This is a genomic window from Pseudolabrys sp. Root1462 (genome assembly GCF_001426945.1).
In the GTDB taxonomy this organism is placed as follows: domain Bacteria; phylum Pseudomonadota; class Alphaproteobacteria; order Rhizobiales; family Xanthobacteraceae; genus Pseudolabrys.
In genome coordinates this window covers 1,628,338-1,650,625 of the sequence record NZ_LMFS01000001.1, presented here as the reverse complement: position 1 = coordinate 1,650,625, position 22,288 = coordinate 1,628,338, and the positions used below count along the sequence as shown (strand labels likewise).

The 22,288-nt window shown below is 64.3% G+C and carries 20 protein-coding genes; 9 read left to right on the top strand and 11 right to left on the bottom strand.

Annotated elements, in window-relative coordinates; genetic code table 11:
• The first annotated feature begins 47 nt into the window (after positions 1–47).
• Both ASD45_RS08040 and ASD45_RS08035 read left to right on the top strand, forming a co-directional pair.
• Positions 48–2,252, top strand: coding sequence for a cation:proton antiporter (locus ASD45_RS08040; protein ID WP_056911008.1), 2,205 nt, complete (start codon positions 48–50; stop codon positions 2,250–2,252).
• 94 nt (positions 2,253–2,346) lie between these two features.
• Positions 2,347–2,787: a PaaI family thioesterase gene (locus ASD45_RS08035; RefSeq protein ID WP_082540715.1), complete on the top strand. Its 441-nt coding sequence runs from the start codon at positions 2,347–2,349 to the stop codon at positions 2,785–2,787.
• Positions 2,788–2,821: 34 nt separating this feature from the next.
• On the opposite strand, the gene parC is transcribed toward ASD45_RS08035, so the two are convergent.
• Positions 2,822–5,110, bottom strand: coding sequence for a DNA topoisomerase IV subunit A (parC, locus tag ASD45_RS08030; RefSeq protein WP_056911007.1), 2,289 nt, complete (start codon positions 5,108–5,110; stop codon positions 2,822–2,824).
• Positions 5,111–5,414: 304 nt separating this feature from the next.
• On the opposite strand from parC, the gene ASD45_RS08025 reads away from it, so the two are divergent.
• A complete protein-coding gene (locus ASD45_RS08025; RefSeq protein ID WP_056911006.1) occupies positions 5,415–5,651 on the top strand; it encodes a hypothetical protein in 237 nt (78 codons plus the stop codon).
• Positions 5,652–5,837: 186 nt separating this feature from the next.
• On the top strand, positions 5,838–6,068 hold the full coding sequence (locus ASD45_RS08020) for a hypothetical protein (protein WP_056911005.1): 231 nt from the start codon (positions 5,838–5,840) through the stop codon (positions 6,066–6,068).
• A 64-nt stretch (positions 6,069–6,132) separates the two neighbouring features.
• Here ASD45_RS08020 and recO read toward each other — a convergent pair whose 3' ends face one another.
• From recO to rpoZ, 8 genes are all read right to left on the bottom strand, one after another.
• Positions 6,133–6,867, bottom strand: coding sequence for a DNA repair protein RecO (recO, locus tag ASD45_RS08015; RefSeq protein WP_056911004.1), 735 nt, complete (start codon positions 6,865–6,867; stop codon positions 6,133–6,135).
• Positions 6,868–6,986: 119 nt separating this feature from the next.
• Positions 6,987–7,916 (bottom strand): GTPase Era, encoded by a 930-nt coding sequence (gene era / locus ASD45_RS08010; RefSeq protein ID WP_056911003.1) that lies wholly within the window; start codon positions 7,914–7,916, stop codon positions 6,987–6,989.
• Positions 7,913–8,626, bottom strand: coding sequence for a ribonuclease III (gene rnc, locus ASD45_RS08005; RefSeq protein ID WP_056911002.1), 714 nt, complete (start codon positions 8,624–8,626; stop codon positions 7,913–7,915). Before rnc ends, era begins: the two co-directional genes overlap by 4 nt.
• On the bottom strand, positions 8,623–9,390 hold the full coding sequence (gene lepB, locus ASD45_RS08000; RefSeq protein WP_056911001.1) for a signal peptidase I: 768 nt from the start codon (positions 9,388–9,390) through the stop codon (positions 8,623–8,625). Before lepB ends, rnc begins: the two co-directional genes overlap by 4 nt.
• Before the next feature lie 129 nt (positions 9,391–9,519).
• Entirely contained in the window at positions 9,520–9,939 is a 420-nt protein-coding gene (gene acpS / locus ASD45_RS07995; RefSeq protein WP_056911000.1) for a holo-ACP synthase, read from the bottom strand.
• A 58-nt stretch (positions 9,940–9,997) separates the two neighbouring features.
• Positions 9,998–10,753 (bottom strand): pyridoxine 5'-phosphate synthase, encoded by a 756-nt coding sequence (locus ASD45_RS07990; RefSeq protein ID WP_056910999.1) that lies wholly within the window; start codon positions 10,751–10,753, stop codon positions 9,998–10,000.
• Positions 10,746–12,953 (bottom strand): bifunctional (p)ppGpp synthetase/guanosine-3',5'-bis(diphosphate) 3'-pyrophosphohydrolase, encoded by a 2,208-nt coding sequence (locus tag ASD45_RS07985; RefSeq protein WP_244485249.1) that lies wholly within the window; start codon positions 12,951–12,953, stop codon positions 10,746–10,748. Before ASD45_RS07985 ends, ASD45_RS07990 begins: the two co-directional genes overlap by 8 nt.
• Before the next feature lie 444 nt (positions 12,954–13,397).
• The gene (gene rpoZ, locus ASD45_RS07980) at positions 13,398–13,787 is read right to left on the bottom strand and encodes a DNA-directed RNA polymerase subunit omega (RefSeq protein WP_056910997.1); all 390 of its coding nucleotides are present in this window, start codon (positions 13,785–13,787) and stop codon (positions 13,398–13,400) included.
• A 324-nt stretch (positions 13,788–14,111) separates the two neighbouring features.
• Between rpoZ and ASD45_RS07975 the strand changes: the two genes are divergently transcribed.
• From ASD45_RS07975 to ASD45_RS07965, 3 genes are all read left to right on the top strand, one after another.
• Positions 14,112–14,774 (top strand): NYN domain-containing protein, encoded by a 663-nt coding sequence (locus tag ASD45_RS07975; RefSeq protein ID WP_056910996.1) that lies wholly within the window; start codon positions 14,112–14,114, stop codon positions 14,772–14,774.
• Between the two features lie 9 nt (positions 14,775–14,783).
• On the top strand, positions 14,784–15,431 hold the full coding sequence (locus tag ASD45_RS07970; protein WP_056910995.1) for a uracil-DNA glycosylase: 648 nt from the start codon (positions 14,784–14,786) through the stop codon (positions 15,429–15,431).
• Positions 15,432–15,595: 164 nt separating this feature from the next.
• Positions 15,596–16,108, top strand: coding sequence for a superoxide dismutase family protein (locus ASD45_RS07965; protein ID WP_200949721.1), 513 nt, complete (start codon positions 15,596–15,598; stop codon positions 16,106–16,108).
• A gap of 114 nt (positions 16,109–16,222) precedes the next feature.
• Here the strand turns inward: ASD45_RS07965 and smpB are convergent, their stop codons facing one another.
• Together smpB and dapA are read right to left on the bottom strand one after the other, a co-directional pair.
• Entirely contained in the window at positions 16,223–16,696 is a 474-nt protein-coding gene (gene smpB / locus ASD45_RS07960) for an SsrA-binding protein SmpB (protein WP_056910994.1), read from the bottom strand.
• A 135-nt stretch (positions 16,697–16,831) separates the two neighbouring features.
• Positions 16,832–17,734 carry a 4-hydroxy-tetrahydrodipicolinate synthase gene (gene dapA, locus ASD45_RS07955; protein WP_056910993.1) on the bottom strand — a complete coding sequence of 301 codons (903 nt, stop codon included), beginning with the start codon at positions 17,732–17,734 and terminating at the stop codon, positions 16,832–16,834.
• Between the two features lie 347 nt (positions 17,735–18,081).
• Between dapA and ASD45_RS07950 the strand changes: the two genes are divergently transcribed.
• Positions 18,082–20,457, top strand: coding sequence for a lytic transglycosylase domain-containing protein (locus ASD45_RS07950; RefSeq protein WP_244485248.1), 2,376 nt, complete (start codon positions 18,082–18,084; stop codon positions 20,455–20,457).
• Between the two features lie 84 nt (positions 20,458–20,541).
• Positions 20,542–21,432 (top strand): alpha/beta hydrolase, encoded by an 891-nt coding sequence (locus tag ASD45_RS07945; protein WP_056910991.1) that lies wholly within the window; start codon positions 20,542–20,544, stop codon positions 21,430–21,432.
• The last annotated feature ends 856 nt before the right edge of the window (positions 21,433–22,288 follow it).

Here is a 22,288-nt window from a genome sequence, read left to right as displayed (position 1 = left end):
GGGCATTTCTGTCGATCCTTCCAGACCACAAGGCCGGACGAGCGAGTTTGATCCTCGTTGTCGGCGCACTGACGCTTGCGGCCGGCCCGGCGCTGGCTGCCGAAGGCGGCAAAGGCCCCTCCGAAGTCATTTTCATCGCCCAGCTTGCCGCGCTGATGCTGACCGGCCGCCTGCTCGGCGAAGCCATGCTGCGCATCGGCCAGCCGGCGGTCATGGGGCAATTGATCGCCGGCCTGCTGCTCGGGCCTTCCTTCTTCGGCCTCCTCGCCCCCGACCTGCAGCACCTGATCTTCCCGAAGTCGCCCGAGCAGAAGGCGATGATCGACGGCATCTCGCAGGCCGGTATCCTGCTGCTTCTGCTCCTGACCGGCATGGAGACGGACCTCCAACTGGTGCGCAAGACCGGTAAGGCTTCGGTCTATGCATCGTTGATGGGCATCATCGTGCCGTTCGGCTGCGGCGTGGCGCTCGGCTACTTCATGCCGGCCGACATGCTGCCGCATCCCGACCACCGTTTGATCACGTCGCTCTTCCTCGGCACCGCCCTCTCCATCGCCTCGGTCAAGATCGTGGCCATGGTCGTGCGCGAGATGAACTTCATGCGCCGCACGGTCGGCCAGGTCATCCTCGCCTCCGCGATCATCGACGACAGTGTCGGCTGGATCATCGTCTCCATCATCTTCTCGCTGGCGCTGCACGGCGAAGTCGACGCCCTGTCGATCGCGCAGAGCGTCGTCGGCACATTCATCTTCATGGTGGTGAGCCTGACCATCGGCCGCCGGCTGGTGTTCTTCGCGATCCGCTGGGCCAACGACGTGCTGGTGAGCGAATACGCCGTCATCACCGCCATTCTCGTCATCATGTCGGTGATGGCGCTGACCACGCATCTCATCGGCGTGCACTCGGTGCTGGGCGCCTTCGTCGCCGGCATCCTGGTCGGCGAGTCGCCGATCCTGACCAAGCACATCGACGAGCAGTTGCGCGGCCTGATCACGGCGTTTTTCGCGCCGGTGTTCTTCGGACTCGCCGGCTTGAGCGCCGACCTCACTATCCTCGCCAATCCCGAGATCCTATGGTCGACCGTCGGCCTGATCCTGATCGCCAGCGTCGGCAAATTTACCGGCGCCTTCGTCGGCGCCGAACTCGGCGGCCTGACCAAGCGCGAAGGGTTCGCGCTGGCCTGCGGCATGAACGCCCGCGGTTCGACCGAAGTCATCATCGCCTCAGTCGGTCTGTCGATGGGCGCGCTGACCCAGAACCTGTTCACGATGATCGTCGCCATGGCGGTCATCACCACCATGGCGATGCCGCCGACCTTGCGCTGGGCGCTGTCGCGCATCCCCATGGGCAAGGAGGAAAAACAGCGGCTCGATCGCGAGGAGCTTGAGGAAAAGGGCTTCCTCCCCAAACTGGAGCGTCTGTTGCTCGCCGTCGACGATTCAACCAACGGCACCTTTGCGAGCCGCATCGCCGGCATCATCGCGGCAACGCGGGAAATGCCGACCACGGTGATGCATATCACCGGCGGCAATGTCGACGACAAGAAGATCATCAAGGCGGAAACCGCCAAGGCCAAAGATGCGGCGACCACCGTCAAGGAAGTCGCCGAGCGCGCCGAGCACACCAAGGCCGCCGAGGAGCAGACCGAACTCAATATCGAAGTCTCGACCCTGGTGCAGCGGCCGAGCACCGAAGCGGTGGCCGAGGAAGCTGAAAAAGGCTACGGCGCGATGATCATCGGCCTCGAAAAGATGATCGCGCGCAAGAACCATTTTCACGACCACGTCACCAATCTGGCGGCCGGCTTCGAAGGCCCTCTCGTCATCACCGATGGCCGCGACGAACATCGCAAGCACCCCCTGCACGGCACGATCAGCATCCTCGTGCCAATCAACGGCACCGAGGTGTCGCGCCGTGCCGCCGAGGTCGCGATCGCGATTGCGCGGTCCAATCGTTCGCCGGTCACCGCGCTTTACGTCGCCCCCGGCGGCAAGGCCCGCTCCCGCCGCAACGAAGAGGCGATCCTCAAGGACATCGTGACATTGGGCGAGACCTATTCGGTCGACGTCCGCAGCGCGGTGCGCACCAGCGACGCCGCCGATGTGGCGATCTTGAAGGAGGCCGCGCGGCGCAAGCACAACCTTATCGTCATGGGGACGGCGCGGCGGCCCGGCGAGAAGCTCAATTTCGGCGACACCGCCGCTGCCCTGCTGGAAACGTCGCCGCATTCGATGGTTTTCGTTGTCAGCTGAGATATGCGCCCGCGACGGGCCGCCCGCGCGCGGCTTGCGATATCGGGCGGCGACGCGGCGTGGTATCGGCGGGTTCACGCTCCAGGACCATTTCATGTCAGACGCCGATCAGCCGCTACCCCCATCGTTCGACCCCGCCGAAGCCGGCTGGATTCCCTACAGCGATGAAGGCTTTATCGGTCTGGTCGGTCCGTTCTGGCAGCGGCCGGATGGCGACAGCTTCCGCTACGCCTTCATGGCAGAGGACAAGCATCATAACCGCCGCGGCGTCGTGCAGGGCGGCATGCTCATGACCTTCGCCGACCGCTCGTTGGGCATGACCTGCTGGTACGCCAACGGCCGTCAACCGCAGGCTACGGTGCAACTAGACGTGCATTTCGTCGACGCGGTGCAGATCGGCGAATTCGTCCAGGCGAAGTGCCGGGTGGTCCGCCGAACCCGCTCGCTGGTGTTCATGGCCGCCGATCTCGTCGTCGGCACCCGCGTGGTGGCGACGGCGCAGGGCGTGTGGAAGACGGTGAAGCCGAAGGCGTGAGCGCGCACCGGTCGGTGCGCGCTGCGCGGGTGCCCTACTCTTCCGTTTTCTTTGCGGCGGCCGGCGCGCCCCTGAACTTGTTGTTCTTCGGCAAACCCTGCGCGATGCGACCGGCATCGGCGCGGTTGGCCTGCCAGTCCTTGAGCTCTTTCATCGTCAGCGTCTGCGTGCGGCCGGCGCCATCGACCCAGGACAGGCCTTCCGAAGCCTTGAAGGTGGTGATGTCGGACAGACCCTTCTGCAGATAACGCTGCAGCCGCACGCCGCGGCCACGCGTCATCTCCGGCACCTGATCCAGCGGGAAGACCACCATCTTGCGGTTCTCGCCGATCACCGCGAGCGTATCGCCGTCGATCACGTTTAGCGCCACGGCCTTGTCCGGCGCCTTCAGGTTCAAGACCTGCTTGCCCTTGCGCGTGGTGCCGAGGCATTCGTCTTCCGGCACGATGAAACCGTTACCCTGATAGCTCGCGACCATGAACTTGCGGCCACCCTGGTAAGCCAAACCGGCGACGATATCGGCATCGGCTTCGATGTCGAAGAACATGCGGATCGGCTCGCCATGGCCGCGGCCGCCGGGCAGCTTCGAGGCCTCCAGCGTGTAGAACTTGCCGTTGCCGGCGAAGATCAGGATCTTGGCCGTGGTCTCGGTCTGGAACGCGAACTTCAAGGCGTCGTCGGCCTTGAACGACACGCCGGACATATCGAACTGGTGGCCGCGCAGCGCACGGATCCAGCCCTTCTCCGACACCACCACCGTGATCGGCTCGCGCACGGCGAGCGCCTCCTCGATGGCAGCCTCGTCATGCTCGGGCGCGGTCGAAAAATCGGTGCGGCGCTTGCCGAGCGGTGTCTTCGGCCCGAACTGGACTTTGAGATCGCGGACCTGACCGGCGATCGCCTTCCATTGCATGTCGGTCGAGCCGATGAGCTTCTTGAGTCCGGCGCGCTCCTCGTTGAGACGCTTCTCCTCGCCGCGGATTTCCATTTCCTCGAGCTTGCGCAAGTTGCGCAGGCGCATGTTGAGAATGGCGTCGGCTTGAACTTCGGTGATCTTGAAGGTCTTCATCAGGACGGGCTTGGGCTCGTCCTCGGTACGGATGATCTTGATGACCTTGTCGAGATTGAGATAGGCGACGAGATAGCCGCCCAGTACTTCGAGGCGATGCTCGATCTCCGCCAGGCGATGCTTGGACCGGCGCACCAGCACGTCGCGCCGATGCTCGAGCCATTCGGTCAGCGCTTCGGCGAGCCCCAGCACCTTCGGCACCCGGCCCTTCACCAGCACGTTCATGTTGAGCGGAATGCGCGTTTCGAGCTCGGTAAGCTTGAACAGCGACTCCATCAACAGCGTCGCATCGACGGTGCGGGCCCGTGGCTCGATGATCAGGCGCACGTCCTCGGCCGATTCATCGCGAATGTCCGCCACCAGCGGCAGCTTGCGCTCGTTGAGCAGCTCGGCGAGCTTTTCCACGAGCCGCGACTTCTGCACCATGTACGGCATCTCGGTGATGACGATGACGTAGGTGCCGCGCGAGCCCTCTTCCACGTTCCACTTGGCGCGGACCCGGAACGAACCACGTCCGGTGTTGTAAGCCTCGGCAATCGCTTCCGGCGGATCGACGACGATGCCGCCGGTCGGAAAGTCCGGACCCTTGACGTATTTCAGGAGCGTCTTGGTGCGCGCGTTCGGGGTCTCGATCAGATGCAGCGCGGCGTCGCACAGTTCGGCAACGTTGTGCGGCGGGATCGAGGTCGCCATGCCGACCGCGATGCCCTGCGAACCGTTGGCCAGCAGATTGGGGAATGCCGCCGGCAGCACCACCGGCTCTTCGTTGGAGCCGTCGTAGCTCGGCCGGAAATCGACCGCGTCCTCGTCGAGGCCGTCGATCATCAGCTTGGCGACTTCGGTGAGGCGCGATTCGGTATAACGCATCGCGGCCGGGCTATCGCCGTCGATATTGCCGAAATTGCCCTGGCCATCGACCAGCGGGTAGCGCTGTGCGAAATCCTGCGCCAGGCGCACCATGGCGTCGTAGATCGCCTGGTCGCCGTGGGGATGGAAATTACCCATGACGTCGCCGACCACCTTGGCCGATTTCTTGAAGGCGGCACCAGGGTCGAGGCGCAGCGAGCGCATCACATGCAGGATGCGGCGGTGCACCGGCTTGAGGCCGTCCCGCGCATCGGGCAGCGCCCGATTCATGATCGTGGAGAGCGCGTAAGCGAGGTAGCGCTCCTCGAGCGCCGATTGCAGCGCAACGTCCTCGATCAGGCCGCCGGGAGGGCCGTTCTTGTCCGGGGGAATCGGTTTCTTTGCCATGCCGGGGTGGTACTGCGGCCATCGCCGATGAACAAGCGATGAACGCCACAGCCAGAGAATCTTCGAAATTCTCGGGGTACTGTCTGAACTTAGAGGCGGGAACCGCGTTCTGTCTCGCGGCTACCTGCGACGGAACATAGGCCCCCGGCCCTCTTGCCGGAGGCCTCGATACCGCCGCCGGCGCCGTAAATGTATCTCGGTTCCTGTGATCTCAATCACAGCCGGTCGGGCCGCGAACCGGCAATGATCGCAATCTCGGCATTCAGCGCCGCCATCGGGGCGGCGGCCATCGGAGGAAACTGACATGCGTGCACTGCTCCTGTCTTCCCTATTTGCCATCGGTCTCGGGCTTGCCGCAGCGCCAGCCAACGCCGCGCCGATCTCAGCCATCAACGGCGCCGTCGCCGGCCAGAACATGGTTGACCAGACCCAGTACTATTACCGCCCGCGTTACCGCGCGCGTTGCCGCTCGGTTCGTGTCTGCCGGTGGACGCCGTACGGCCGCCGCTGCCACGTGGAACGCGTGTGCCGCCGCTGGTAACAGCATTCGTTGCAACGGCCCGGGGAAACCCGGGCCGTTTTTTTGTGATCTCTACCGCTCCGCACTCACTGTCATCGCGCCGAGAGGTCTATAGTTCATCGCAGCGATTCCAAATTCGAACGGCGTCGCTTCGAGGCACGCCGATTGAATGTCTCGTCCGACTGAAACTTCAACGGAGGAAATACAATGCGTAAGCTCGCGCTGACGGCTCTGTTCGCCCTGGGTGTCGGCCTGACGGCCACCGCCGCATCCGCCGCGCCGGTTTCGACCGGCGCCGCCGGTCTCAGCACCGCCGGTGTTGCGGCCTCGCTGGTCGAGCAGACCGCTGTGCGCTGCCGCAGCGTCCGCGTCTGCCGCGTCGGTCCCTACGGCCGCCGCGTCTGCCGCGTGAACCGCGTCTGCCGCCGCGTCTGGTAATCGGATCGCGACAGTCTAGAAGCCGGCCCGGTGGCAACGCCGGGCCGGCTTTGTTGGTACAAGATCAGGCGACGTTCGGCAGCGCGCGGGCCAGCGCGGCGAGAAAATGCATGCGCTCATCGGCAAGCTGCATACCGCGCGGCTCGAGCACATGGCGCGCCAGAAAGAAACCGGTCAGCTTGAAGCCGTCGTCGAGATCGCGCCCGGACGGCGCGCGCGACGGATCGGTCAGAAACGGCGGCAGCTTGAACATGCGATCGGCATAAGGGGCGCCAGCCTCGCGAGACACGGCGCGGCCCGACTTCGGCGACACGTAGATCAGCTCTTCAGTCGCGCCGGTGGCGGCGCATTCCTCCAGATCGAGGCCGAAGCCGAGTTCTGACAGCAACTGCATCTCGAAGCGCGCCACCTGCGGCGCCGCCCAGGCAGCGTCCTCGAGGCCGTCGAGGATGGCTTCGAACTCATTGAACAGACCTTCGTGCGGATCGCGCTCCGGCAGCAGCCGCATCAGCGCGGCCAGGTGCGACACGCCGTAGATCGCATGCGGGGCGCCGAAATAATCGGAGGCGCGCTGGCGCAGCGGCTCGACCGTGTAGTTGCCCATGTGATCTTCCAGCCGCGCCCGCCAGGTCGCGGACACGCTGTTGCCGGTCTGCAGCACCGGCTTCATCCGCGTGCCGAAGCCGCCGCGCACCATACCGACATGGCGGCCGTGCTCGCGCGTCATCAGCTCGAGGATGGCGGAAGCCTCCCCGTGCCGGCGCACGCCAATCACGATGCCTTCGTCGGTCCATTGCATGACTTGTCATTCCGGGGCGCGGGCGTCAGCCCGCGAACCCGGAATCCATACTCCCTGAATCAGAGAAAATCACGGTGCGCTGGGGATATGGGCCCCCGCTTCGCGGGGACGACAAACGCCTATTCCCGCGGAAACTCCAGCCCCATGGCCCGGTAACGCTCGGGATCATCGCCCCAGCCCTCGCGCACTTTGACGAACAGGAAGAGATGCACCTTGGTGTCGGCGATTTCAGCGATGTCCTTGCGGGCCGCCTCGCCGATCGATCTCAGCGTCTGCCCGCCTTTACCGATGACGATCTTGCGCTGGCTCTCGCGCTCGACATAGATCGTCTGCTCGATGCGGATTTCGCCGTTGCGCAGTTCCTTCCAGCTCTCGGTCTCGACCGTCGAGTGATACGGCAATTCCTGATGCAGGCGCTCGAACAGCTTCTCGCGGGTGATCTCCGCCGCGAGCTGCCGCATGGGCGCATCCGACATTTGATCTTCCGGGTAGAGCCATGGGCCGGCCGGCATGCGCTCGGCGAGCCACGACTTGAGATCGGCGACGCCGTCGCTCTTGAGCGCCGAGATCATGAAAGTGGCCTCGAACTTCGCCTTCTCGTTGGCGGACTTGGCGAGCCCGAGGAGGTTCTCGCGCGGCACGACATCGATCTTGTTGAGGAGCAGGATCTTCGGGCCGCCGACCTCTTTGAGCCGGTCCAGGATCGCCTCGACCTCCTCGTCGAGCCCCTTGCGGGCATCAATCAGCACGGCCGTCAGATCGGCGTCATGCGCACCGGTCCACGCCGTCGTCACCATGGCGCGGTCGAGCCGGCGCTTCGGCGCGAAGATGCCGGGCGTATCGACGAAGATGATCTGCGACTTGTCGTGGATGGTGATGCCGCGGATCAGCGCCCGCGTCGTCTGCACCTTGTGCGAGACGATCGTCACCTTGGAGCCGACCAGCGCGTTGAGCAAGGTCGACTTGCCGGCATTCGGCGCACCGATCAGCGCGACGAAGCCGCAGCGGGTGTCTTCGCCTGAAGTCGCAGCGGTCTCGTTTTCACTCATGAGACCTTGTCCAGTTTGACGCCGACGCTGGTCAGCATCGCTTCGGCCGCTGCCTGCTCGGCGGCGCGTTTCGAAGCGCCGAGACCCTCGGCCTGCGGCCGATCCGGCAGGCTGACGGCGACCTTGAATTCGGGATCGTGATGCGGCCCGGTGCGGCCAATTTCCTTATAGGCCGGCGTCGGCAGTCCGCGCGCCTGCGCCCATTCCTGCAGCATGGTCTTGGCGTCGCGCAACGGCTTCACCGACTTCAACATGCGCTCCTGCCAGAATTTGGCAATCAGCGCCTCGGCCGCCGGATAGCCGCCATCGACGAACACGGCGCCGACCAGGCCTTCGCAGGCGTCGGCCAATATCGTGGCGCGCAGGCGGCCGCCGGCATGGGCCTCGGAATTGCCGAGCCGCAAAGCGGGCCCGAGATCCATCTCCTTAGCCACGGCGGCGCAGGTTTCCTTGCGTACCAGATCGGCAAGCCGCTTCGACAGTTCGCCCTCATTGGCCTTGGGGAAAGTGCGGTAGAGCATGTCGGAGATCACCAGGCCAAGCACGTGATCGCCGAGAAACTCGAGCCGCTGATAGCTCGACACGCGGTTCTGCGGCCCGCCCGACAGCGCCGAGATATGCGTCAGCGCGCGGTCGAGCAGCGCCTTGTCGGCAAAGCTGTAACCGATCCTCTCTTCGAGCGCCGAATAATCTTTAACCTTGCGGCTCATCTGACGATTGTCATCAGGCGATTCCAGCGCACCGCCACCGGCCAGCGCCAGAACTGCCAGGCGTGTTCGCCCTCATAGACCGAGAAGAAGATGAGCTGCGCCTTGCCGACAATGTTCTCCAGCGGCACGTAGCCGACGCCCTGCCGATCTTCCGGCACGCGGCTGTCGGTCGAGTTGTCGCGGTTGTCGCCCATCATGAAGTAATGGCCGGGCGGCACGGTATAGACGTCGGTGTTATCGAGGAAACCGTTATCGACCAGGTCGAGCGTGTAATAGGACACGCCGTTCGGCAGTGTTTCTTTCCAGCGCTTGACCGGCTTGTCGTGGCCGGTTTCCTCGGTCTCGATGAAATCGGGCGCGCGTTCGCGCTTGACGGTGACGCCGTTGATCGAGACCTGCCCGCCGGTCACCTGGATCTTGTCGCCCGGCAAGCCGATCACGCGCTTGATGTAATCGGTGGAAGGGTCGCGCGGCAGGCGGAATACGACGACGTCGCCGCGCTGCGGCAGCAGGCCGCCGGGCAGACGGCCGGAAAAGATCGGCGGCGAGAATGGCAACGAGTACTGGCTGTAGCCGTAGGAATATTTCGAGACGAACAGATAGTCGCCGATCAGCAGCGTTTCCTTCATCGAGCCCGACGGGATGTTGAAGGGCTGGAACAGGAAGGTGCGGATGACGAGCGCGATGATCAGCGCGTGGATGATGACGCGGATCGTTTCGCCGACGCCGCCTTCCTTCCTCTTGGTGTCGGATGTCACGCTCATTGCGCCTTTCGTCCTGGGATGAAACCTGTGTCAGCGCCCCGGCGATCTTGTAGCGGCACTGCTTATTCGGCGCAACGAAGATCGCCGCAACTCCGATATAACCCGTTGGCGGGCTTCGCTTTATCGCCTTCAGCGCGAATCGGCCGGGTTGGCAACGGGAACGGCATGGATGATGACCATGGCCTGCGCCAGCGGGCCCTCATCGGTCATCGACAGCTCGATACGGGCCTCATGGCCGGCGGGGATCATGGACTGCAGCCTAGCTTGGGCGCCGCCGGTGAGCCGCAAGGTCGGCCGCCCGCCCGGCAGGTTGACCACCCCCATGTCGCGCCAGAATACACCGTGGCTGAGCCCGGTGCCCAAGGCCTTGGCGCAGGCCTCCTTGGCGGCAAAGCGCTTGGCATAGGTCTCGACACGGTTCTTGCGGCGGTCGGCCTTGGCGCGCTCGAGCGGCGTGAAAATACGGCCGAGGAAGCGCTCGCCGTGGCGCTCGATGGTCTTGGCGATGCGCCGCGCATCGCACAGGTCGGAGCCGAGGCCAATGATCATGGGAGCTTCTTCTTTCGGCGCATGACCTGATCCGAAAATCCGCTTCCGCTTTTCGAACTCATGCGCGGGCGCGTGCCCGGCCGCGGTCCATGGCAGCGCGCATGAATTTCACGGTTTCCGCCAGGCCTTCGAACACCGCCTCCCCGATCAGGAAATGGCCGATATTGAGTTCGACGATCTGCGGCAGCGCCGCGATCTCCTCCGCGGTGGCGTAATCGAGCCCGTGACCGGCATGGACCTCGAGCCCGAGGCTGGCCGCCAGTTCGGCCCCCGTGACAATCAACCGCCATTCGGCCTCGGCCTTGGCGGTGTCGCCCTCGGCCAGGGCATCGCACCAAGCCCCGGTATGAATTTCGATCACAGGCGCTCCCAGCGCCGCCGCCGCTTCGATCTGCTTCGGCTGCGCGCCGATGAACAGCGACACGCGGATACCGGCATGCTTGAGCTTGTGAACGACCGGCTTCAGCGCGGCCTGCTGGCCGGCGGCGTCGAGCCCACCTTCGGTGGTGCGCTCCTCGCGCTTCTCCGGCACCAGGCAGCAGGCATGCGGCTGGGTCTTGAGCGCAATCGCGACCATGTCGTCGGTCGCCGCCATCTCGAAATTGAGCGGCTTGTCGATCTCGGCCTTGAGCCGCGCCATGTCGGCGTCGCGGATGTGGCGGCGGTCTTCGCGCAAATGCGCGGTGATGCCGTCGCAGCCGGCGGCGATGGCCAGCTTGGCGGCCCGCACCGGATCGGGATGGCGGCCGCCGCGCGCATTGCGGATCGTGGCGACGTGATCGATGTTGACGCCGAGACGCAGAGATTTAGCCATTCACCCGCTCCGCCTTGGCGACCATGGGCTTGACGCGCAGTTGCGCCAAAATGTCGTTGAGGTGCTTGAGATCATAGACTTCGAGATCGATGGTCACGTCGGTAAAGTCCGGCGCGCGACGCGTCATCGCGATGTTGTCGATATTGCCGTCATGCTCGGCGATCACCTGGGCGATCTGCGCCAGCGAACCCGGCTCGTTGGCCGATTGCACGGTGATGCGCGCCGGATAGCGGCGCGGCACCGTGTCTTCCGAATCCCAGCGCACATCGAGCCAGCGTTCCGGCTTGTCCTCGAATTCGGCGAGCAGCGGCGACTGGATTGGATAGATCGTGATGCCCTCGCCCGGCGACAGGATGCCGACGATGCGATCGCCCGGCACGGCGCCGCCTTCCGGCGCGAAGCTCACCGGCAGATCGCCGTTGATGCCGCGGATCGGGATGGCCGGACCGGTCGCGTCCGGCACCTTGAACTTCAACGACTTGAACTTGCGCAGGCCGAACCAGCCGCTGCCGCTCTCGGCCTTGGGACGCGCCGCATTGGCGGCCGCGCGTTCTTCCTTGTAGTCCGGATACATGGCGCGGGCGACGTCGGACGCCTTGAGCTCGCTGCGTCCGACCGCGGCCATCACGTCCTCCAGCGAGGCGCGCGCCAGCCGCGGCAGCGCGCCCGTGAGCTTGTCGTCCGAATAGGCGATCTTGGCGCGCTGAAACAGGCGCTCGACGATGCGGCGCCCCAGTCCGGCATATTGCTCGCGCACGGCAACGCGCGTGGCGCGGCGGATCGAGGCGCGCGCCTTGCCGGTGGTGACGATCGCCTCCCAGGCCGACGGCGGCGACAGTTGCGCCTTGGAAGTCAGAATTTCCACTTCGTCGCCGTTCATTAGTTCGGAGGTCAGCGGCGCGATCTTGCCGTTGATCTTGCAACCGACCGCGGTGTTGCCGACGTCGGTATGCACGGCATAGGCAAAATCGATCGGCGTCGCCTTGCGCGGCAGCGCGATCAATTTGCCTTTCGGCGTGAAGCAGAACACTTGGTCGTGAAACAGCTCCAGCTTGGTATGCTCGAGGAATTCCTCGGGGTTCGAGGCTTCCGCCAGCGCCTCGATCGTGCGCCGCAACCAGGCATAGGCGCTCGATTCCCGCGACAGCAACTCGGTCGGCGTGCCAACGCCATCCTTGTAGAGCGCATGTGCCGCGATGCCGAATTCGGCGATCTGATGCATCTCGATCGAACGGATCTGCAGTTCGACGCGCTGATTGCGCGGACCGATCACCGTGGTGTGAATCGACCGGTAATCGTTGGCCTTCGGCGTCGAGATGTAATCCTTGAACCGCGCCGGCACCATCGGCCACGTCGTGTGCACGATGCCGAGCGCCTGATAGCAATCGGCCGTCGTCTTTACGATGACGCGGAAGCCGAAAATGTCGGAGAGCTGCTCGAAGCCGACTCCCTTGCGCTCCATCTTGCGCCACACCGAATAAGAACGCTTGCGACGCCCCGAGACGGTGGCGGTAATGCCGCGGTCAGCGAGCTTCTTGGTGAGCTGCTGTTCAATCTCGGTGATGAGATGCGCGTTCTGCGCCGCCAGGGCGTCGAGCCGCGCGCTGACCACCTGATACGCTTCGGGGTAGAGTTCGCGAAATGCGAGGTCGTCGAGCTCCTCGCGCAATTCCTGCATACCCATGCGGCCGGCGAGCGGCGCGTAGATTTCGAGTGTCTCCTCCGCCGTGCGCCGGCGTGAGGCGAGCGGCATGTAGGCGATCGTACGCATGTTGTGCAGGCGGTCGGCGAGCTTGACCAGCAGCACGCGCACGTCATCGACGATGGCCAGAAGGAGCTTGCGCAGGTTCTCGGCCTGCTTGGCTTCCTTGGTGACGAGGTCGAGCTTTTTCAGCTTGGTGAGGCCTTCGACCAGCGCGCCGATATCTTTGCCGAACAGCTGATCGATCTCGGCACGCGTCGCGGCGGTGTCTTCGATCGTGTCGTGCAGCAGCGCCGCGGCGATGGTGGCGTCGTCGAGCTTGAGGTCGGTCAGGATGGCGGCGACTTCGATCGGATGCGAGAAGTACGGATCGCCCGAGGCGCGGCGCTGATCGCCATGCGCCTTCATCGCGTAGACATAGGCGCGGTTGAGCAGCGCCTCGTTGGTGTTCGGATTATAGGCGCGGACGCGCTCGATCAGATCGTACTGCCGCATCATCTGCGGCTTGCGAGCGGCGGCCTTCTCAGTGGCAGGTACAGGGCTGGCGGCTGGCGTGGGTGGCTGCAGCGGGGCCCGGGTCGGAGCCTGCTTTTGCATGCGCGGGAGGTCGGGGCGCGTGCGCGTTGTCACAATAAGCCTCAATACCGCCGTGGGCGCAGCCAAGGCCCCCGGCGGTCCTGGAACATGACCTCGCCAGGCGGCTGCCTGAACTGGGGAAAGATCATGCTCGATCAATAACCTAATCGGACGGCGATTCGACGGGAAGCCGTCCCGATTTAGGATGTCATAGATATCACGTTAATCTTGTGGCCTCGCAAGGGCAGCCGCGATTGCTTAACGAAATCAGTTGGCCGCCCCGGATGGCCAAAACGCAGCCAGACGCCGAAAGCAAAAGGCCCGGCGTGAGCCGGGCCTTTACGCGAATTTTATGGTTGGAGCGAGTTACTCGCCCTCGTCTTCCGGGACCTCTTCCGGCGGCGCCAGGCCCTCGAGGCCCTTGAGCAGCTCTTCTTCGGTCATGCGATCCGGAACGATGACTTCGGAATCGTCGGCATCCACGCCGCCAGCGCCGATCAGCGGCGCCTCGGGCTCCGGCTCGTCGACTTCGACGTACTTCTGCAGGGAGTGGATGAGATCTTCCTTCAGATCGCCCGGCGAAACGGTGGTTTCCGCGATTTCGCGCAGCGAGACCACCGGGTTCTTATCGTTGTCCCGATCGATGGTAATCTGCGACCCCGACGAAATCATGCGCGCGCGGTGACTCGCGAGAAGCACGAGGTCGAAGCGGTTTTCTACCTTGTCGATGCAGTCTTCTACGGTGACACGGGCCATCGGCTTCGTCACTCCTCAAAGTGGTACGATTTCATGAGTTAGCCGGTACCTATCCCTTGCGACCGTGTTTTTCAACCCCTTTTTGTCTTGGTTTGGCCGCATCTTCCTGTTAGCCAACGCGTCTTGCGACCGCAAACAGGCCGGCCGGACGGAATTTACCGGTTAAGGCTCGATTGCGCGGGGTGCCAACTGATTGTTCATACAGGTGCCGTTGAGACCCAGATCAGCCCCTGCCGATAGCGTTGCCGGCGCGTTGCCGCGCCCGCACGAGGCTGACGCCGCATCAGGCCCAACAAACATCGCCTCTCGTTCAAGAGAACAGGAATGACCATGCCCGGCGAAAAGATCGCTTTGTTCATTGACGGCGCCAATTTGTATGCGACCGCCAAATCGCTCGGTTTCGATATCGATTACAAGAAGCTGCTCAAGGAATTTCAGGGACGCGGCAATCTGTTACGGGCATTTTATTACACCGCGGTGATCGAAGATCAGGAATATTCGTCGATCCGTCCGCTGATCGACTGGCTCGATTACAACGGCTACGCGGTGGTCACCAAAGCCACCAAGGAATTCGTCGACCAGGCCGGCCGACGCAAGGTCAAGGGCAACATGGATATCGAGCTTGCCGTCGATGCCATGGAGATCGCCAACCATATCGATCACATGGTGCTGTTCTCCGGTGACGGCGACTTCACCCGCCTCGTCGAAGCCGTGCAGCGCAAGGGCGTGCGCGTGACCGTGATTTCCACCGTGACAACGCAGCCGCCGATGGTGGCGGACGAACTGCGCCGCCAGGCCGATGTCTTTACCGACATCATCACCCTGCAGAGCAAGATCGGCCGCGACCCATCCGAGCGGCCGGTTCGCCCGCGCGACACCGATGCCGGCCATGGTCACACGCCGCAATTCCTGCAGCGCGGCCCGGCGCCCCCGCAGCGGGCGCCGGCCAACGCCGCGGCGATGGACGACGAAGAAAACTACGAATAATAGACGTCCATGGCCAACAGCGTCGGTAAGCCGGGGCGCGATTGTCCGCGCTGTCCCCGGCTCGTGCATTTCCGCGAAACTTGGCGTGCCAAGCAACCGGACTGGTTCAATGCGCCGGTGCCGTCGTTCGGAGCCGTTGATGCGCGCCTGCTGATCGTCGGGCTGGCGCCCGGCCTGCAAGGCGCCAACCGCACCGGGCGGCCGTTCACCGGCGATTACGCCGGCGTTCTGCTTTACGACACCCTCGGCCGCTACGGCTTCGCCAAGGGCACGTTCGATGCCCGCGTCGATGACGGCCTCACCCTCACCGACTGCCGCATCACCAACGCCGTGCGCTGCGTGCCGCCGGAGAACAAGCCGACACCGGCCGAGATCAATACCTGCCGCGATTTTCTCAAGGACACCGTGGCCGAGATGCCAAAACTGCGCGTCATTGTCGCGCTCGGCGCCATTGCCCATGCCAGCGTGCTGACGACGTTCGCCGCAAAGAAATCGGCGCATCCGTTCAAGCACGGCGCGCATTACCAGCTCGGCGGATTCAGGCTGTTCTCGAGCTATCACTGCTCGCGCTACAACACGAATACCGGCGTACTGACGCCGGACATGTTCCGCAGCGTCTTCCAGAGCGTGCGCGGCTATCTCGACACCACGCCCTGAGCGGTATTAGCCCGCCCGGACCGGCAGGGCTGCATTGGTCGGACTCACCCCAAGGCCGCGTTTTGTCACGTGGCGGAACTTTAGCGCAGCGGTAATGTTCCTTTTGAGGGGTCCGCCGTCTCCGATAGCGGCCACCAATTTTCCGAGGGAGCTAAACGATGAGCATCAAGAACCACCTGCTGACGGCCTGCCTGACCGTCCTCATGGGCGCTGCGGCGCTGCCGGCGACAGCACAGACCGCCAGTGCGCCTCTCAAGGACGCCCAGGGCAAGGAGGTCGGCTCTGCCAACCTGACGCAGACTCCGCGCGGCGTGCTCATCATCGTCGCGTTGAAAGGCCTGCCGCCGGGCGAACACGCATTCCATGTCCACACCGTCGGCAAGTGCGAGGCGCCCTTCACCTCGGCCGGCGGCCATTTTAATCCTGATCAGAAGAAGCACGGCCTGCTGGCCAATGACGGCGCGCATGCCGGCGATATGCCGAACCTGCACATTCCGCAAAGCGGTGACCTCACCATCGAAGTGCTCAATGCCGCGGTGACGCTGGAAAAAGGCAAGCCGAATTCGGTGTTCGATGAGGACGGTTCGGCACTGGTCATTCACGCCGGCACGGACGACTACAAAACCGATCCAACCGGCGAAGCCGGCGGCCGCATTGCCTGCGGCGTAATTCAGTAACCCGGCAAAGGCCCACCCGGGCCTCCCAACCTCGGTCATTTCGGGACGCGCGTAAAAGGCGCGCGGACCCGGAATGACAATGACGGAGGTTAGCGGGGACGAGACGAGACCAGCCTAACCTTTTTCCCGCATCAGCCGGCCGCGTTCGCGGTCCCAACTGCGCTTCTTGTCGGTCTCGCGCTTGTCGTGGAGCTTCTTGCCCTTGGCCAGCGCGATCTCGATCTTGGCGCGGCCGCGCTCGTTGAAATAGACCTTGAGCGGCACGATCGTCATGCCCTCGCGCTCGACGGCGTTGGCCAGCTTGTGGATCTGGCGCTCGTGCAGCAGCAGCTTGCGCAGCCGCTTCGGCGCGTGGTTCTCGCGATGCGCCTGGACGTATTCCGGGATATTGGCGTTGACCAGCCAGATCTCGCCGCCCTTGGCGTCGGCATATGACTCGGCAATCGTCGCTTTGCCACTGCGCAACGATTTCACCTCGCTGCCGGTCAGCACGATACCGGCCTCGAAGGTCTCCCCGATCAGATAGTTGAACCGCGCCTTGCGGTTTTCCGCGACCGTTTTGAAACGGCGCTCATCTTTGCCAGCCATGGAACTTATATAGGTATGAAGCGGCGCGCCGGCTGCCAACGAAGGCCGTCCGGCGCGCCTGTTAAAGTTTAGATTTCAGAACAGGAAATGACGTCAGTATTTTGATATTACTGCATTTATTCTCGCTTGTCCGGCTCAGTTCAGCAGCCCGGCATGAACCATCGCGGCGCGGATCACCTGCCCGGTCTGCGGCGTCACCGGCATCAGCGGCAGGCGTACCTCTTCGTCGAGACGGCCGAGCAGCTTGAGACCGTGCTTGGCGCCCGCCAGCCCCGGCTCCTTGAACACGGCATCGTGCAAGGGCACCAGCCGGTCCTGGATCTTCAGGGCGCCGGCATAGTCGCCCTTGAACACCGCGGCCATCAGGTCGGCGCAGGGTTTCGGCGCCACATTCGCCACCACCGAGATGCAGCCGTGTCCGCCGGCGGCCATGTAGGCGAGCGCGGTCATGTCCTCTCCGGACAACTGGATGAAGTCCGGCCCCAGCGCATGACGTTGCTGCGAGACGCGCGCGAGGTTGGCAGTGGCATCCTTCACGCCGGCGATGTTCTTGAGTTCGTAGAGCCGGGCCATCGTGTCGACCGACATGTCCACCACCGAGCGCGGCGGGATGTTGTAGATGATGATCGGAATGCCGATGGCGTCGTTCACCGCCTTGAAGTGCTGGTACATGCCCTCCTGCGTCGGCTTGTTGTAATAGGGCGTCACCACGAGGACGGCGTCGGCGCCGGCCTTTTCGGCATGACGCGCCAGTTCGACCGCTTCCTTGGTCGAATTCGACCCCGCGCCGGCGATGACCGGCACGCGCCCCTTGGCCTGGTCGATGCACATCTCGACGACCCGGTGGTGCTCTTCATGACTGAGGGTCGGGCTTTCGCCGGTGGTGCCAACCGGCACCAGCCCGCTCGTCCCCTCGGAGATCTGCCAGTCGATCAGGTCGCGGAACGCCTTTTCATCGACCACGCCGTTTTTGAAGGGCGTCACGAGCGCGGTCATGGAACCTCGAAAGCTCGTCGTCGCCCGATTATTGGCGGTCATGGTGAAATCTCCTTAACCAGACTGTGCGGATATCCGCAGGTGCATTGTTATCGGGTCGGTATGCCTGAAGAAAGCCCCCGGAAGGCCCATTTGATGGCGGCCTGCCAAGCTTTCGCCGCCGTTCCGGACTAACCCTACCGGCAGGTTCGGGGGCTGGGGTATCCCTTCCCGTGCCATTTTGCCCTAAGGGGAGACAGGCTGTGCCCGTTGTATGAGTCGGGCGCCAAACGACACGCCAACCGCGCCCCGTGGGGCCTAGAGGCTACGGTTTGCAGGACGCATCGAAGCAGTCATATGCGCTCTTTTGGATCACGCTGATCGCAGCAGGCGGCCTCGGAGGTGCCCTTGTGGCGGCGCCGGCTTGGGCCGACCCCGCCGCGAAAAAGCCCGGCGCACAGGTCGAGGCCAAAGCCGAGACCAAATCCCATTCGAAGACCCAGGCGGAGGCCGAGTCCAAGACTCACGCCAAGACCGCTGCCAAAACCGCCGTTGCCAAGACTGCGGCGAAACCGCACGCCAAGTCTCACGCCAAGACCGAAGCGAAGGCGCACAAGCCCGCCGACACCCAGCGGGTCGCGGTTCCGATGCCGCAGGACCGCCCCGGCGCGAACAACGCGAAGGCCGCGCCCGCCGCCCGCGCGCCGCTGCAACTGGTCCCGACTGCCCTCGCCAGCCCGGCGTCACAAGGATCGGACGCCTATGCGCAGGCCGGCGCCGGATTGCGCGGAGCGATGTTCGCCAGCCGTGCGACGCTCAAGCCGCTCGCTCGTCCGGTAGCCGGACCGTTTGCCATCGCGCCGACCTCGGTCACATCCGATGCCGACATCGCCGCCCTCAAACGGGTGAGCGAGTCCGCGCGGAAAGGCAACGACGGCGAAGCCGACGCCGCCGAGCGGTCGATTGCCGATCCAGTGGCGCGCAAGCTCGCCGAATACATGATCCTGCGCAGCTACAACACCAAACCCAGCTTCGAGCGCTACGCCAACTTCATCACCCAAAATCCCGACTGGCCGCACGTGCCGCTGTTCCGCCGCCGCGCCGAGAACGCGCTGTGGAACGATAACATCGGCGACCCACAGGTGCTGGCGTTCTTCGCCCACCAGCAGCCGACCACTGCGAAGGGACGCTATGTGCTGGCCCGCGCCCTGCTCGCTCGCGGTGATCGTGCTGGAGCCGAAGCGCTGGTTCGTTACGCCTGGCGCAATCAGGATTGCAGCCCCGACGTCGAGAGACGCGTGCTCGACACGTTCGCCGGCATGCTGACCCAGGAGGACCATAAGGTCCGCATGGACGACCGGCTCTATGCCGGCGACACCGAAGCCGCCCTGCGCACCGCCGAGCGGCTGGGCAGCACCAACCTCGCCCTCGCCAAGGCCTGGATTGCCGTCATCAAGCGCGCCGGCAATGCCAAGGCCCTGCTCGATGCGGTGCCGTCGTCAGCGCATCGCGAGCCCGGCTACATCTTCGCGCGCGCTCAGTGGCTGCGCAAAAATAACCATCCTGAAGAAGCCGGCCGTTTGATTCTGTCGGCCCCGCGCGACGGCGGGCCCTTGGTCGATGCCAATGAGTGGTGGCAGGAACGCCGCATTTTGGTTCGCGATCTGCTCGACGGCAACGATGCGCAAACCGCCTATCGCGTTGCTCGCGACGCGGTGACCCCGACGCAAGGCAATTACCGCGTCGACAAGCACTTCACCGCCGGCTGGATCGCGCTGCGCTTCCTGCACGATCCCAAGACCGCGGCGGCGCATTTCGCGCTGATCAATCAGGGTACCGACAATCCGCATGCCTTGTCGCGCGGCGGCTACTGGCAAGGCCGCGCCGCCGAGGCGATGGGTCAGGAAGCGCAGGCGCGCAGGTACTACAGCGAGGCGGCTCAATACAGCGCCACCTATTACGGCCAACTCGCCCGCGCCCGGCTGCGGCTGCCCGATATCGGTCTTGTCGGCCCGCCGCATTTCACGCCGCAGGAACACAATGTCCTGGCCAACACCGAAGTCGTGCGCGCGGTCGAGTTGCTCTATGCCCTCGACGAACGCGATATGATCGCCTCGATCTATGCCGAACTGGGCGAGAGCGGCACCGATGTCGCCGGCATGGCGATGCTCGGTGAGGTCGCCGCCAGGCACAAGGATCCGCGCGCCATGGTGCTGATCGGCAAAGGCGGCCTCGGCCGCGGCCTGCCGCTCGACTACTACGCGTTCCCGACGCTCGGCCTGCCGGCGTACCAGCCGATCACCTCGCCGGTCGAACCGGCGCTGGTCTATTCAATCGCGCGTCAGGAGAGTCACTTCAATCAGAAGGTCGTGTCGCCGGCCAAGGCCATGGGCTTCATGCAAGTGACGCCGGTGGCCGCGCAGGATACGGCCAAGCGCTTCAAGGCGCCCTTCAACAAGGCCCGCCTGCTCACCGATGCTGTCTACAACATGCAGATGGGCGCCGCTGAGCTGTCGATGCTGCTCTCGACCTATGATGGCTCCTACCTGATGACCTTCGCCGGCTACAATGCCGGCCGCGGCCGCGTGCGTCAGTGGGTCGCCGCTTACGGCGACCCACGTGATCCCAATGTCGATCCGGTCGATTGGTGCGAGCGCATTCCGCTGTCCGAAACCCGCAATTACGTGCAGCGGATCATGGAGAACATGCAGGTTTATCGCGCGCGGTTCGGCGGCGGCAACAAGCTGGTCATCGAAGCCGATCTGAGGCGCGGCGCGCCGCGCTGACGCATGATCCCGAAAAATTGCCAAACGGTTTTCGGGCAGGATCATGCGCCAAGATACCGCGCACAGGCCGGGTAGTATCGCGGCATGACCAGCATCGCGACCTCCCGTTTCATCACCGCCGCCGATGGGCTCAAGCTGCATGTCCGCGATTATGGGCGGCACGATAGCGCCAGCCTGCCCGTGGTCTGCCTGCCAGGCCTGGCGCGAACCGCTGAGGACTTCGAACCTTTGGCCATTGCGCTGTCCAATGGCGGCCGCCGCGTCGTCGCCGTCGATTATCGCGGGCGCGGCCGCTCCGATTACGATCGCGACCCGGCGAAGTATTCGCTACCCGTCGAGCTTGGTGACGTCATCACCATTATCGGCACGCTCAAATGCGAACCGGCTGTGTTCGTCGGCACCTCGCGCGGCGGTTTGCTGACGATGCTGCTGGCTTCGGTGCGACCTCAAGCCATCGCCGGGGCCGTGCTCAATGACATCGGCCCGGTGCTGGAGCCGCAAGGGCTGGCGCGGATCAAAACTTACGTCGGCAAGCTGCCGCAGCCGAAGGATTACGATGATGCCGCCGCGATCCTAGCCCGCCTGTTCGGCTCGCAGTTTCCCAGGCTGACGATGGAAGACTGGCGCGGAAGCGCCCGGCGCGGTTTCAAGGAGCGAAAAGGCGTCCTGGTGCCCAACTACGATGTGGCGCTGAAGCAGACGCTGGCCGACATCGAGGTGTCCAAGCCGATCCCCGACCTGTGGCCGCAATTCGAGGCGCTGGCGCAGGTGCCGGTCTTGGCGGTCCGCGGCGAACTATCAGATCTGCTGTCGGCGGCGACGGTCGAGGCAATGAGCGCGCGGCATCCGGGCCTTGAGACGCTGGTGATCCCCGATCAGGGCCACGCACCGCTGCTCGCCGAAGATGGTGTCATCGCGCGGATCGCAGCCTTCCTGAAACGCTGCGACCAGCGACACGCCGCAACCTCGGCATAGCGATCCTCATTTCGCTGTCCTAACAAAAAGAAACCTCCGGCGATTGCTCGCCGGAGGTTCTTAACGTCAATCCGTGATCGTTGGATCAGGGATAGAAGTTGCGCTGGGCGCGGACGATACCCGACCACCAGCTGTTGTCGCCGATGTTGGCGCCGGCAAACGCCGTGTCCTGGGCCTGGTACATCACTTCGACGCTCAGATCGAGGTTGGTGACCGGGGTCCAGGTCGTGCGCGAGCCAACCTGCCAGTACGACCAGTTGGCCGACGAACCGGCAACAGTGCCGGCAGCAGCAGTCTGCAGGATCGCGCTGGCGGCAGCCGAGTACTCGAGCTTGCCGTATGCACCATACAGCGAGGTCTTCAGGTTCGGGACCCAGAAGTGCTCGAAACCGCCGGTGATCGACCAGCCGGTCGTCAGATCGGCGCTGCCCGCAGCGGTCACGACCGCATCCCAGGCCGGGCCGTACGAGATCTTGCCGCCCTGCTGGCTGGTCTGCGCCTGGGCGAGANCGACATAGTCGATCGCGCCAACGCCGTAGGTGAACTGACCGACGATGTAGTCACCCTTGCCGATCATCGGCAGGTTGACCTTCAAGCCGGCGCCCAAGGCCCAGCCGCTCTTGTCCGACGGATCGGCCGCAACACCGAAGTTGACCTGGTGGTAGGCGCCCATGAGCTGAGCCGAACCCCAGGCCTGATCGATGCGCAGGTTGCCGACGATGTCGGGAATCGACTGGCCCGCGGCCGCTTCCGCGCCCGCAGCGGTCGTGGTCGTGATCACGCCAGTCGCACCCAGGGTCGAGGTGGTCACGGTAGACGCAACGCCCATACGGTGGCCGTTGTTGTTTTCGGCCGC

Coding starts and splice junctions, on each gene's coding strand:
- ASD45_RS08035 (WP_082540715.1), top strand. CDS start 2,347: ATGTCAGACGCCGATCAGCCGCTACCCCCATCGTTCGACCCCGCCGAA.
- parC (WP_056911007.1), bottom strand. CDS start 5,110: ATGGCAAAGAAACCGATTCCCCCGGACAAGAACGGCCCTCCCGGCGGC.
- ASD45_RS08025 (WP_056911006.1), top strand. CDS start 5,415: ATGCGTGCACTGCTCCTGTCTTCCCTATTTGCCATCGGTCTCGGGCTT.
- ASD45_RS08020 (WP_056911005.1), top strand. CDS start 5,838: ATGCGTAAGCTCGCGCTGACGGCTCTGTTCGCCCTGGGTGTCGGCCTG.
- recO (WP_056911004.1), bottom strand. CDS start 6,867: ATGCAATGGACCGACGAAGGCATCGTGATTGGCGTGCGCCGGCACGGG.
- era (WP_056911003.1), bottom strand. CDS start 7,916: ATGAGTGAAAACGAGACCGCTGCGACTTCAGGCGAAGACACCCGCTGC.
- rnc (WP_056911002.1), bottom strand. CDS start 8,626: ATGAGCCGCAAGGTTAAAGATTATTCGGCGCTCGAAGAGAGGATCGGT.
- lepB (WP_056911001.1), bottom strand. CDS start 9,390: ATGAGCGTGACATCCGACACCAAGAGGAAGGAAGGCGGCGTCGGCGAA.
- acpS (WP_056911000.1), bottom strand. CDS start 9,939: ATGATCATTGGCCTCGGCTCCGACCTGTGCGATGCGCGGCGCATCGCC.
- ASD45_RS07990 (WP_056910999.1), bottom strand. CDS start 10,753: ATGGCTAAATCTCTGCGTCTCGGCGTCAACATCGATCACGTCGCCACG.
- ASD45_RS07985 (WP_244485249.1), bottom strand. CDS start 12,953: ATGATGCGGCAGTACGATCTGATCGAGCGCGTCCGCGCCTATAATCCG.
- rpoZ (WP_056910997.1), bottom strand. CDS start 13,787: ATGGCCCGTGTCACCGTAGAAGACTGCATCGACAAGGTAGAAAACCGC.
- ASD45_RS07975 (WP_056910996.1), top strand. CDS start 14,112: ATGACCATGCCCGGCGAAAAGATCGCTTTGTTCATTGACGGCGCCAAT.
- ASD45_RS07970 (WP_056910995.1), top strand. CDS start 14,784: ATGGCCAACAGCGTCGGTAAGCCGGGGCGCGATTGTCCGCGCTGTCCC.
- smpB (WP_056910994.1), bottom strand. CDS start 16,696: ATGGCTGGCAAAGATGAGCGCCGTTTCAAAACGGTCGCGGAAAACCGC.
- dapA (WP_056910993.1), bottom strand. CDS start 17,734: ATGACCGCCAATAATCGGGCGACGACGAGCTTTCGAGGTTCCATGACC.
- ASD45_RS07945 (WP_056910991.1), top strand. CDS start 20,542: ATGACCAGCATCGCGACCTCCCGTTTCATCACCGCCGCCGATGGGCTC.